The sequence below is a fragment of the Chryseobacterium capnotolerans genome, assembly GCF_021278965.1.
Taxonomy (GTDB): Bacteria; Bacteroidota; Bacteroidia; order Flavobacteriales; family Weeksellaceae; genus Chryseobacterium; species Chryseobacterium capnotolerans.
On sequence record NZ_CP065589.1, the window covers coordinates 1,001,269 to 1,013,758 of the forward strand.

A 12,490-nucleotide genomic window follows, 5' to 3' on the forward strand; every position below is an offset into this window, starting at 1 on the left:
GAATAAAGAATAAAGAATAAAGAATAAAAATGTCAGAGAGATGTTTGTTGTAAGAATAGTAACTTGGAACCTTAAACCTTAAACCTTAAACCTTAAACCCCGTATTGGCATCAGTTTTGGTGTTTTTCTACTTATTACAAAACTAAAAGATATGAAAAAACTACTTGTTGCCATACTTATGCTGAGTTTGGTAGTAGCCTGTAAGAAAGAGGCTGGAAAGCCGGTTCCCAGTGAAATTGATACCATTACCCGCGTACAACCATTAGACAGTGCTGCGATTGCTAAAGAAAAAATGAAGAAGGAAAATGATGTTAAAAAGACCAATGATGAGGTTTTACAAGCATTGAAAGCTAAAGATTATAAAACATTTGCTTCATTAATTCATCCTGAAAAAGGAATCAGTTTCTCCATGTATGCTTTTGTAGATCCGAAAGGGGATAAACATTTCTCGAAAGAAGAGTTTGAAAAATACCAGCCTACAAAAACACTATTTACTTGGGGAGCCAAGGATGGTTCCGGAGATCCTTATAAAGCAACCATTAATGATTATCTTGGAAAATGGGTGTTTTCAGGTGATTTTACCACTTCTCAATATTCGCTGAATAAATTTATAGGAGGGGGAAACTCCCTGAATAATCTTGAGAAAATCTACGCTAAGAAAGATTTTACAGAAAACTACATCAAAGGAACTGAAAAGAATGGTGAAATGGATTGGAAAACCCTTCGTTTGGTATTTGAAGAGTTCCAGGGGAAATATTATTTGATCGCAGTAGTGAACGACCAATGGACGATTTAGAGGGGGAAGCTGGAGGTGGGAAGCTGGAGGTGGGAAGCTGGAAGGACTTTCAATGATAAAAAACAATCATTTTCATAACTCCCTGCTTCCAACTTCCTTTCTTTATAAAATTTCAGCCAGTTGTTGGGTGAGATTTTTTCTGGAAAATTGTTCGATCTTTTGAGTATTTTCAGAAAGGTTTCCGTCTTTCCAAAGCTCAAATTTTTCAAGGATGAATCTTTTTACAGTTTCAGAATCATTATAGCTGAAATGTTTCCCGGAATAGGTTTCTTCCAATATTCTTGCTACATCAGCCTGATCTGGGCCAAATGAAAGGATTTGTTTTCCTGAGGCCAGGTATTCAAATATTTTTCCCGGGATAATTCCTCTTGAAGACTCATTCGGGAAGTTTGTAATCAACAGTATTTCTGAAGTCTGCATTTCTTTAACAGCTTCACCATGTGAAAGATAACCCAGATTTAAAATATGATTTTTCAGGCTTGAATTTTCTATAGAATGAAGAATTTTATCATCAATTCTGCCCACAAATTTTAAAGAGAAATGCTTTGCAAATTCTGTATTTTCCTTTACCAGCTCATCCAATGCTTTCCAAAGATTCTCCGGATTTCTAAGCTGTTCCAGCACTCCTATATAACTTAATACGAAAGTTTTAATATTCTCTTTTTGCTCTCTTCTTTCACTTGAGTCACTTTCATCAAAACCATTGGTGATACAAATCGCATTGGCTCCCGCTTTCTTGAAATTTTCAGCATCCGTATAGCTTGTTGCGAGGGTAATATCCGCATTTTTAAACACAGCACTTTCCAGTTGGCGATGCTTTTTGTCTGAACTTTTGGTAAGTTTCAGGTGTTTATAATAAGAAATTTCTGTCCAGGGGTCACGGAAATCTGCAATCCATTTTAAATTCGGTAATTTTTCTTTTAAACCCAATCCAATCAAATGAAGAGAATGGGGTGGTCCGGAAGTTACAATGGTATCAATATTATTTTCTTTCAGATATTTTTCCAAAAACTGAATAGAAGGCTTTACCCAGAAAACTCTGGCATCAGGAATGAAAAAATTTCCTCTTACCCATATAGAAAGCTTGGATTTCCAGCTTTGATTTTTTCCTACATCAAATTGACCGGCTTTGAATTTTTTGTTGCTTTTATTAAGCTTTTCAGCCAGCTGATAGGGTTCCCAGATTTTTGTTCTTACAATTTCAATGTTTTCAGGAACATCCTTCATCAGAGTCTCATCTATCAATGGATAGCTTGGATTTTCCGGAGTGTAGATAATGGGTTTCCATCCAAAATCAGGAAGATATTTTGCAAACTTCAGCCATCTTTGAACACCAGGGCCTCCCGCAGGAGGCCAGTAATAGGTGATTATCAATATTTTTTTTTGTTCCATTTCTTGATTAAATCAATCTGTGTCATTCTTCATTGCGCTATGCTTCATTCAGAATGACACAGTACAAAGTTTAAATTAGGCTTTTTGCTCAACTAAAACCTCTTTTTTCTTATTCTTATTCATCCAGAAAATTCCAAAGGCAGCCAATGCAATAAATAATCCGAAGCTTAAAAGAGAAATCCATTTTCCTTTTTCAATCACTTCCGGTTCAAATACCATTCTGATATGGTGATTTCCTGCAGGAACGTGTACGGCACGAAGTAAATAATCTGCTTTAATATAAGGAACTTCTTTTTCATCAATAAGAATTTTCCATCCATGAGGATAATATATTTCAGAGAAAACGGCCAATTGAGGAGTCTTCGACTGAGATTTAAATTCTAACTCGTTAGGTTGGTATGTTGTTAAATTGATAAATGCCGTAGAATCTGCCTGAACTGGTTTATTGCTGAAATAAGCTTTGTCAGAAGAGGCGATTACTGCTGTTTTCTTATTGTCAACCTCCCCAATATATTTAATTTCTTCATTAGGAGTATCTACAAACTTAAGATCACTTACAAACCAAGCATTTCCGTTGGCTTTAGGGTTAGGAACAACCTGAGGTTGATCAGGACCTCCGAAAACCATATATTTTGCATTCAGTAAGTTAAGGATCTTAGGAGTTCTCACACTGTCGATGTTGCTGATATAAGCATTCAAAACATCATCATATCTTCTCAGTTTTACAGCGTGATACCCTCCAATAGAAGCTTTAAAGTAAGAGGTATTGGTCTCACTGGTGACCCCTAGGGTTTGGTTATAAATTCTATAGTGTGCCTTATCTTTATCTGCGATAGTTTCTAAGGCTTTATTAATATTTACAGTAGATAAAATAGACTCAAGGTTTGGATTTCCCTGTGTTTTTTCTACCAATAGATCTGAGCTTTCTGTCTGGAAAGGATTCTCAGCAAAGATTTTGTCTATATAGTTTTCGTCATTTAAATAACGCTTGTTGACTGTCCATAGATCGAATAAACTTACTAAACCAATAATGACTAAAGCAATGTTCTGATTAAGTTTTTTCTTTAAACTCAAGAATAGGGCTACTGCTGCAATGGCTACATAAAGAAATGCTTTTAAAGCATCTACCTTAAATAACTTATACCTTTCATCCACTAAATAATCCAATAAGAAAGGAGGAAAGTAAGTCTTCTCACCTGCTGTAGAAAAACCTAGTAATGATTTACCAAAGACTAAAAGAATTAATAGCAAACCTAATGTTCCACCACTTACATAGATCAGGATTTTTTGTTTGTATTCTTCGGTCAGCTTTTCATCCGTGAAGAATCTGTATAATCCTATAATAGCGATTAGAGGGAATAGTAACTCTACCACAACAAGGATAGAAGAAGGAGCTCTGAATTTATTATAAAATGGAACATAATCGATAAAGAAATCAGATAATGGCATAAAGTTGCTCCCCCAAGCCAATAAAATGGTCAGAATAGAAGCTCCTAAGATCCAGTAACGGTATTTTTTTGATGCAAAGAAGAAACCTAATACAGCAAGGAAACATACAATAGCTCCCTGATAAGCAGGTCCAGAAGTTCCGGGCTGGTCTCCCCAATAAGTCATTCCGCTGAATCCTTTTGAAATTCTGTCCATTTCAGCTTGTGAGCCTACATTTTCCTGAACAAGTTCCTGTACCTTATTCATCATTTCCTTCGCTTCCGGTTCCTGGCTTCCACCCCCCATTAATCTTGGAATGAAAAGGTTTAAAGTTTCCAGCTGTCCGTAGCTCCACATCAGCATACTTTCCTTATCCATTCCGGATTTTCCTGAAGTATGGCTATCATTGGTTAAGATTTGTTTTCCACGAACTGTTTCCTTCACATACTCTGAATTGGCCATAATTCTTTGGGAATTCATTCCAACACCAATAATACAAGAAGCCGCAATAATTCCTGAAGAAATCAGGAAATGTTTCATTGGAGTCTTTTTCTGGATGGCTCTGATGAGTTCAGAAACGAATAAAAATCCTAGAGCCAGAAACAGATAGTAGGTCATCTGCGGGTGATTCGCTGCAATCTGAAGTCCCATAAACAGGGTAGTGACAATGAATCCCCAAATGTATTGTTTTCTGATATAAACCAATAAAATACCAGCTAAAAGAGGAGCAAAATATTCAATGGTATTTACTTTTCCATTGTGTCCTGCAGCAATAATAATATAGAAATAAGTGGAAAGGCCAAAGAAAGTGGCGCCCAGTAAGGCGTATTTCCAGTTTCTGACCACTACCGTTCCCAAAAGGAAAAAACCTGCAAAAAGCAGGAAGAGATAATTCACCGGTCTAGGCAGGAAATTAAGGTTGCTGTCGATTTTTTTGATGATATCGCCTTTAAACTGGCTACCCATCTGGTAAGTCGGCATTCCCCCAAACATGGAGTCACTCCAATACGTTTCATTTCCTGTGTTAGCTCTATAGTCTAAAAGTTCCTTTGCTCCTCCTCTGTATTGAACAATATCATGCTGGAAAAGCTGTTTTCCTGAAAATACAGGAGTGGAATATAAAAATGCTAAAACTATAAATATTACTAATGAAACTGCAATATAAATTAAGTTTTTATTTTTTGCCATGCTGGTTATTATCTTTTATTTCTTGGATTTTTTACCTTTTGTCATTATTTTCTTTTACCTCTTCATAGTCTACGGTTTCTGCATCCCATTTAAGGTCTTTTTTGTTATTCTTATTTGAGTTGTGAATGTCTTCTCTTGAATTATTATGCTGTTGGTTATTGAACCTGTAGCTGTAAAATGTCTTGAAGAAAATTCTTTTAGAATGTTCCAGACAAAGAAAATAATAATGGCGGAAAGTACTAACTCAAGAATGTACTTCATAATAAATTGATTTAAGGTTTAAAGTGTAAGAATCAAACATTGAATCTTACACTTTTAAGCTTGAATTATTTTGCAGACGGGTTTACCATTACAGAAGAATTGGAAACGCTCTTCATAGATTGAGATTGCTTTCCGTCTGAAATGGTTTCTATCTGCGTAGTTTTTACATTGATGTTTTGGTTCGTGATCCATCCTGTATTTTCATCAAACTTGATGGTTCCGTTTTGAGCAAGTTCACTGCTCATGCTGTGGGTGATAGGCCCTTGAGCTTTCTTTTCGGTTTTCTTAGGAATTCCCCCGGTTACAGCAATTTCAGCAGTTCCGTTTCCTAAGCTTTTTAAAACATAGTTTGAAGTTACTTTGATGGCTCCGCTTGGATCTGCATTTTCAGAGGTGGTCCATTTTTCTCCTATCTTCACCCCTTTTTTAGGAATGATAGAAAGGTTTTTATTGAACTGATCTTTCAATACTTTCTCATTAAAAGACTGCTTAAGACTTGCAACAACACTAGCTCTTTCATTAGCATCCTTAATGAGTGTTCCCAAAGCCGTTGAAACTTTGGTATAAACAGCATCAAATCCTGTAATAGAAATCACATTTCCTTTGGTATCCATTTTCATATCAAGCTTGTTGCTGGTAAGCGCTTTGTTGATATTCCAGATCATTTTAAGATCATCTTCTTTAGGAAGAGGCTGCTTAGTGTCTACTACAACGGTTTTTCCCTGTGCAGATTGAGAACTCCTTTTAGAAACAAGGTTAAGTGTCATTTCGTACACATTTCCTTTGATTTCGTTTACGGTGAAGTTCATTTCATCTGTAGATTCAGAGGTTGCCGTCATTGTTTTTCCCTGAGGATCCGTCATTGTTTTTACATCTCTCTGATAAGTGGTAAGAGGGTAAGTTTTACCTTTTTCAAGTTTGAAAGTTTGAGTAACGATTCCGGCAGAGTCTCTGATCGCAGGGTTTTCTGCAACTTTCGCTACAGAATCTGCGGGAACTTCTACAGTCACTGTTTTTCCTGTCTTAGGATCTACTTTCGTGATTTTTGCCGTTTCTTTTTACAAGAAACAAGAGCTATAGATGATAATAGCGCTATTGCTGCTATGTTTTTCATTTTCTAATTTTTTTAAGTGTTGTGTTATCGAATTAATTTATTTTCAAACTCTTCTGTCTTACTGCTTCATACAGGATAGCTCCACAGGCTACAGAAACATTCAGAGATTGGGTTTTCCCTTCAATAGGAAGTTTTATTTTTTCATCAGAATGATGCAATACTTCTTTAGAAATACCTGTTTCCTCATTTCCCATAACAATAGCGCATGGTTCTGTGAAGTCTACATCATAGATTAATTTTTGTGCTTTCTCAGAAGCTGAAAATACAGTAATCCCGCTTTGTTGAAGGAAATCTACTGCATGAGCAAGATTATTTTCCTTACAGATTTTAATATTATAAATAGCGCCTGCAGACGTTTTGATGGCGTCAGAATTGATAGGAGCAGCTCCCTTTTCAGGAATAATTACAGCATCTATACCCACGCATTCTGCAGTTCTGCAGATAGCTCCAAAGTTTCTCACATCTGTAAGTCTGTCCAGAATCAATAAGAAAGGAGTTTTACCTTCCTCAAATAATTGTGGAACAAGATCCTCCACTTTATGAAACGGAACATCCGAAATAAAAGCAACCACACCTTGGTGATTTTTTCTTGTAAAACGGTTCAGTTTTTCAACCGGAACATAATTGGGACGAATTTTATTTTTCGCTAAAATTGCTTTTAGTTCAGCATAAATAGGACCCTGAAGTGCATTTTGCACAAAGATCTTGTCAATCGTTTTTCCCGCTTCAATTGCTTCAATCACGGGACGCAGCCCGAAAATAAAATCGTCTTTCATTGATTTGTCTATAATTTTATGTTTAAGGGTATGTGGTTTCGGGATTAGAGGAGTTGTGTTTTATGAGGACTACAAACTTCCAGCTTCCTTTCTTCCAGCTTCCTTTTTAATATTTTTCTCCTAAAATTGCTCTTTTCTGCGCCATTACATACCCATAATGCAAGCTTTCATGCATGTTGTTAAAGATAATAGCATCCTGAATGCTCTTCAGATCCATTCCAAAACTTGTTGTATAAGGCGTGTAATCTGAAAAGAAATCGCTGTCATAATCCTTCATTAGAATCTTAGAGGTTTCTGTAAGTAAAAACTCCAGATCTTCCACTTCGGATTTTTGAACATTTAAGTTGGGTAAAGTTCCTTTTTTATAAGTTTCAACCCAATATTTATCAATACGGAAAGGATTGCCGCTTAAATAATAATGTAAAAGCTGCTGAGTGGCAACCGTGTGGGCAATATTCCAGTAAATATTATTATTGAAGCCGTCAGGAATCAGCAGAAGGTCCTCATGGGAGGTGTTCTGCAGGATATCTAAAAGGTTTCTTCTTACCTGTCTGTGTGCTTGAAAATGATAATTCATTTTGCAGAAATTTTAATCACCAAAAATAGTTTAATAAACTGGAAATGACAATTTTTTGGGGAAAGGATTAAAGTAAAAGTTCCATAATGCTAATAAAATAGATTATTTATTATTTTCTTTTTACACAAAAATTTGATGGGATTATAATAGGTTTTAGAAAATTTAACGACTCCTTTTTAGATATTTATTAATTTTTATGAAGCTAAAAACCCTCCGATGATTTTTATCAAAGAAGGGTTTTTATTATTTTATTAACTATTTTTTTATGAATTATTTTGTGTTTTCTATAAGTTTTTTAGAGATATTTGATTTCCTGAGCCTATGGAGTTTGGTTATTTTTTGATGATTTTATGCTTAAAAGTAGTTCCGTCTTTCAAAACAATATTTAAGAAATAAACTCCTGCACTGTATGATGAAAGATTGATTTTGTTCTCTCTGTAAACTTCAGCTAGTTTTCTTCCATCTATACTGAAAAGCGTCATGGATGCAACATCCTCTTTTGATTTTATATTGACGAAGTCAGTGGTGGGATTAGGATAAATATTCACGTCTATGGTTTTTACATCCTTTACATTTAAAGAAGCATTGCTTTTACCCTGCATATAAACCGATAAAAATACATCACCATCCTTTCCGTTAAAAACTGCAGTAGGGATTGTATGTTTTAAAGTGTGATTTCCAGCAGTCATAGATGGTAAAGTAAACCCTCTGATAGGAACCGAATTACCTGGGCACCAATTGTTCCATGAAGTCCATTGAGCAAATGTTGCGGGAGCACTTTGATAAATTCCGTTACCCTGTGTATTATATACTCTGAAAGGTTCACAGGAAATTCCACCCGGAGTATAGGTTAATACCTGTACATCATCTATATAGGTGTAGTTTTGTCTTCTAATATATTCTTCACCACCTGTACCAGCTCCATGTGGTGTGGAGATTAAAAAAAAGCGAGCATTGGTGACAGCAGTAGGAAGATTGAAAGTAACCAGTCTTACTGTCTCTCCGGTAACGTCAGTACTGTTGTAGTTATTGAGCCTATTATAGCTTAGTATAGGAACGATGGTATTGTAATCTGTAGGGGTTGCTCCTACATCTGTTGAAAAGAAAGTCAGGTTTCCTGAAAATACGTCAATTCTACCTGCACAGCCTGCAACCTGCGTTTGTGCAGCATAGGGTACTCCAAAAACATCAAGCTCCATATACATATCATAAGCATTTCGCAATTCGGTATTATGAAATACACTGTATAGATTACTGATATCATAAGTGTAAGGAACTTCGATGGGTGATCGGTTCTTATTCATGAACGGTGTGATATATCGCGCCGCTTCAATTCTTTTAACATTGGGGTCATTCGTAGTATAGGTTGCCTGATTTTTTAGGAACAAGGGCAAGGAATACTTCTCCAAGACGATCGTAATTATCACACAGAGCGCCTATGGTTACCCTCATCGCAATTTTTGCTTTAAAGGAATCCATTTCTGAGTCTGTAAGCTTTCTCGCATATCTTGTATTTCCCAGTCTGATTAAGCCGGGAGGAACAGGAGTGGCTACCGGATTAGCATAGCCGTCATAATATACCGCATCAGAAATCAGATTCGTCACATTTGTTGTCTGTGATTTAAAGAGAGCTGTAAGAAATAGACTTGCAAAAAATAGTCTTTTATACATATCGTTGATATTTAGTGTAAATATATTAAAATATGTATTAAAAATATAGGTTATTTGGTTTTGTTTTTAACCTAATAATGTTTTTGTTGTTGAATGTTTAAATTTTTCAAATGAATAGTACGATGAGTACTGATGGTCTTCCTGTTAATCAAGAGAAATAATTGAATAATTTTTTTTATTACAAGAATCCATATTTTATTATTAAATTAGCATTGTATTTAATGATAATATTATTAATAATGAAAAGAATTTTACTTTTATCTCTGTTGTTTGCAGTGCTTACTATTAATGCTCAGATCAATATCAATATCGGAAGTACAGGTGTTGGAACTGCACCCATAAGTAGTTTTTTTTCTTATTCCTATGTTCAGCAGATTTATCCAAAGCAGGAAGTGAATGCCAATGCTGCCGGAAATATTACAGGGCTTACTTTTTACCTTGATCCTTCTGCAGTTATTAATGATTCTTCCAATTGGACCGTTTATCTTGGACATACTCCAAAAATATCCTTTGCATCCAATACAGATTGGGTTCCTGCGGCTCAATTGACTCAGGTATTTACAGGTTCTGTTACTAAGAATGGTAATAAAGTTGATGTCATTTTTACCACTCCGTTTGCATATAATAATATTGATAATCTGGTGATTGCAGCAAAAGAAGACTCGCCAAGTATTGACATTAATAATTTTGATGAGGTTTTCCGCATTTATCCTTATTTACAGAATTCCACTCTTGTTTACAAAGGAGATAAGGCTGTTGCAGATCCTGCATCCCCGCCAGGTGGAATAAGAGTAGATTACAAATCTGCTGTAACTATTTTAGGTTTGACTGCTAATATTGCACCAGGTTGTCCCCTTGTGATTTCTCCTGCCAATAATGCTCAGTTTGTAATTTTGTCACCAACTATTACCTGGCAATCGGTAATGGGAGCTGCTTCTTATCGATTATCTTTAGGGACAACCCCTGGTGGAACGGATGTTATCAATCATCAAACTGTAAATGGGGCAAGTTATAATCTTTCTCCATCTATTGTTCTGAACCGTGATACTAATTATTATTTTAAAGTAACTGCTGTATCAGCTAACGGAGAATCTGCCGGTTGTGCAGATTATACCTTTAAAACAATTCCTCCAATCCCTGTAAATGATGCATGTTCCGGAGCTTTGCAGGCAGCATCGTTTCCTTATACTTTTGTACAGGCTGATGGAATGTCTTCCACCAATAATAATGGATTTATTTTAGCATGTGCTAATGATGGAATGAACGATGGTTTATGGTTCAGATTTACAGGAGATGGCAGTCAATATACCATCAAGGCTACTCCTGGAGCAGCTTCTTTTGATCCTAAAATTGGGGTGTATAGTGGAGCCTGTGATAATTTGGTTTGCGTAGGTACACAAGATAATGGTGGTGGAGGTTCTGCTGAAACAATGACAATTACAACAACTGCAGGAACAGAATATTACATTAATGTAGGATCTTACGAAGATTCAGTAGATATGCCGGAAGCTGCATTTACAATTAACATTACAAAGCTGTAATTTCTCTGTTTTCATTTTAAGAAAAATATAAATCAATAAAAAGTGTTGTGATGATTATTGGTCACAACATTTTTTTATAATGGGTTGAATGATAATGTAGAAGCTTGAAATATAATGACAGCATTATCTGTTTTAAAGCTTAAAGGCTTGTTAAACTCGGAATATTTAACAAACTTTAACTCAAATATGGCATTCATTATGTTGATTAATGCAAGTATTTATCAGAAATTTACCACTTATTTTAAATCAAGCTATGTCAGATACATATCAAGCCGAGGATATCCGTCAGTTGACGGAAAAAGTAAAAGAAAAAAACTACTTATTTTCTCTTCTGAGACAGGAAATCAACAAGGTGATTATTGGGCAGGAATACATGGTAGACCGTCTATTGGTAGGGCTTTTAGGAAATGGACACGTTCTTTTGGAAGGAGTTCCGGGACTTGCGAAAACCTTAGCCATTAAAACCCTGGCAGATGCCGTTCATGGTGAGTTCTCCAGAATTCAGTTTACACCGGATTTACTTCCGGCAGATGTTGTGGGAACTATGATTTATAATATCAAAGACAATGATTTTTCTATAAAAAAAGGCCCGGTATTCGCTAATTTTGTTCTTGCCGATGAGATCAACCGTGCTCCTGCAAAAGTACAGTCAGCATTGCTGGAGGTAATGCAGGAAAAGCAGGTGACGATTGGTGATGAAACGATGAAGCTTCCAAAACCATTTTTGGTACTGGCTACTCAGAACCCAATCGATCAGGAGGGAACCTATCTATTACCGGAAGCACAAAGCGATCGTTTTATGCTGAAGTGTACTATCGATTACCCAGCTTTTGAAGATGAAAGACAAGTAATGAGAATGGTTTCCACTTCTCACCAGCCCACTGTAAATCCTGTGATATCTCTTCAGGATATTGTGGATGCAAAGGAAATCATCAATCAGATCTATTTGGATGAAAAAATAGAAAAATATATTCTGGATATGGTTTTTGCAACCCGTTATCCGGAAAACTACGGACTTTCCGAACTTAAAAACTATATCAGTTTCGGAGCTTCTCCAAGAGCTTCCATTAACCTTGCGATTGCTTCAAGAGCGTATGCCTTCTTAAAAGGAAGAGCTTTTGTAATTCCTGAAGATGTAAAAGCATTGGCTAAAGATGTATTGAGACACAGAATGGGATTAACCTTTGAAGCAGAGGCAGAAGAAATCACAACAGAAGAGATTATTAATAGAATTTTAGCAAAAATCCAGGCACCATAATGAGTGATGTTATTATTAGAAAAGCAGTTCAGGAGGATTGTGCTTCCATGTTGGAATTAATTAAAGAACTGGCTGAATACGAAAAAGCATTACACGAAGTTACTGTAACTCTGGATGAGTTTACGGAAGATGGCTTTGGTAAATCCCCGGTTTGGGGTGCTTTCGTTGCAGAATTGAATGGCGAAATTGTAGGGATCTCATTATATTATGATAGATATTCAACATGGAAAGGCAGACGACTCTATCTTGAGGATTTGGTAGTAACAGAAAAAATGAGAGGAAAACAGATCGGAAAGCTTCTGTTTGATGCTACAGTAGAATATGGAAAATCAAATGCATATAGTGGAATGGTTTTCCAGGTATTAAACTGGAATGAACCTGCCATTAATTTTTATAAAAAATACGGTCCAAAGTTTGACGACGAATGGTTGAATGTATCTATTGAGTTTAAGTAATAATTTGAAAAATCAATTTAGCCCGAACTCTAC

The 12,490-nt window shown here is 35.9% G+C and carries 11 protein-coding genes; 4 read left to right on the forward strand and 7 right to left on the reverse strand.

What is annotated here, in order from left to right; genetic code table 11:
* The first annotated feature begins 151 nt into the window (after window positions 1–151).
* On the forward strand, window positions 152–796 hold the full coding sequence (locus tag H5J24_RS04615; protein ID WP_068944190.1) for a hypothetical protein: 645 nt from the start codon (window positions 152–154) through the stop codon (window positions 794–796).
* Window positions 797–898: 102 nt separating this feature from the next.
* On the opposite strand, the gene H5J24_RS04620 is transcribed toward H5J24_RS04615, so the two are convergent.
* The 7 genes from H5J24_RS04620 to H5J24_RS04655 all read right to left on the reverse strand — a co-directional run bounded on the left by H5J24_RS04620 (window position 899) and on the right by H5J24_RS04655 (window position 9,203).
* Entirely contained in the window at window positions 899–2,188 is a 1,290-nt protein-coding gene (locus H5J24_RS04620; RefSeq protein WP_068944189.1) for a glycosyltransferase family 4 protein, read from the reverse strand.
* A gap of 75 nt (window positions 2,189–2,263) precedes the next feature.
* On the reverse strand, window positions 2,264–4,804 hold the full coding sequence (locus tag H5J24_RS04625) for a YfhO family protein (RefSeq protein ID WP_068944188.1): 2,541 nt from the start codon (window positions 4,802–4,804) through the stop codon (window positions 2,264–2,266).
* 326 nt (window positions 4,805–5,130) lie between these two features.
* On the reverse strand, window positions 5,131–6,075 hold the full coding sequence (locus tag H5J24_RS04635; protein WP_232816069.1) for a DUF6263 family protein: 945 nt from the start codon (window positions 6,073–6,075) through the stop codon (window positions 5,131–5,133).
* A 136-nt stretch (window positions 6,076–6,211) separates the two neighbouring features.
* Window positions 6,212–6,955 carry a 23S rRNA (guanosine(2251)-2'-O)-methyltransferase RlmB gene (gene rlmB, locus H5J24_RS04640; protein ID WP_066694653.1) on the reverse strand — a complete coding sequence of 248 codons (744 nt, stop codon included), beginning with the start codon at window positions 6,953–6,955 and terminating at the stop codon, window positions 6,212–6,214.
* Window positions 6,956–7,061: 106 nt separating this feature from the next.
* Entirely contained in the window at window positions 7,062–7,532 is a 471-nt protein-coding gene (locus H5J24_RS04645; RefSeq protein WP_066694648.1) for a DinB family protein, read from the reverse strand.
* A 332-nt stretch (window positions 7,533–7,864) separates the two neighbouring features.
* Window positions 7,865–8,836 carry a peptide-N-glycosidase F-related protein gene (locus H5J24_RS04650; protein WP_429832241.1) on the reverse strand — a complete coding sequence of 324 codons (972 nt, stop codon included), beginning with the start codon at window positions 8,834–8,836 and terminating at the stop codon, window positions 7,865–7,867.
* 46 nt (window positions 8,837–8,882) lie between these two features.
* The gene (locus tag H5J24_RS04655) at window positions 8,883–9,203 is read right to left on the reverse strand and encodes a hypothetical protein (RefSeq protein WP_429832243.1); all 321 of its coding nucleotides are present in this window, start codon (window positions 9,201–9,203) and stop codon (window positions 8,883–8,885) included.
* A gap of 239 nt (window positions 9,204–9,442) precedes the next feature.
* Between H5J24_RS04655 and H5J24_RS04660 the strand changes: the two genes are divergently transcribed.
* From H5J24_RS04660 to H5J24_RS04670, 3 genes are all read left to right on the forward strand, one after another.
* Window positions 9,443–10,744, forward strand: coding sequence for a hypothetical protein (locus tag H5J24_RS04660; RefSeq protein WP_068944184.1), 1,302 nt, complete (start codon window positions 9,443–9,445; stop codon window positions 10,742–10,744).
* Window positions 10,745–10,997: 253 nt separating this feature from the next.
* A complete protein-coding gene (locus H5J24_RS04665) occupies window positions 10,998–12,002 on the forward strand; it encodes an AAA family ATPase (protein ID WP_068945167.1) in 1,005 nt (334 codons plus the stop codon).
* The gene (locus H5J24_RS04670; RefSeq protein ID WP_068944183.1) at window positions 12,002–12,457 is read left to right on the forward strand and encodes a GNAT family N-acetyltransferase; all 456 of its coding nucleotides are present in this window, start codon (window positions 12,002–12,004) and stop codon (window positions 12,455–12,457) included. The genes H5J24_RS04665 and H5J24_RS04670 overlap by 1 nt, the downstream gene beginning before the upstream one ends.
* Window positions 12,458–12,490 lie beyond the last annotated feature (33 nt).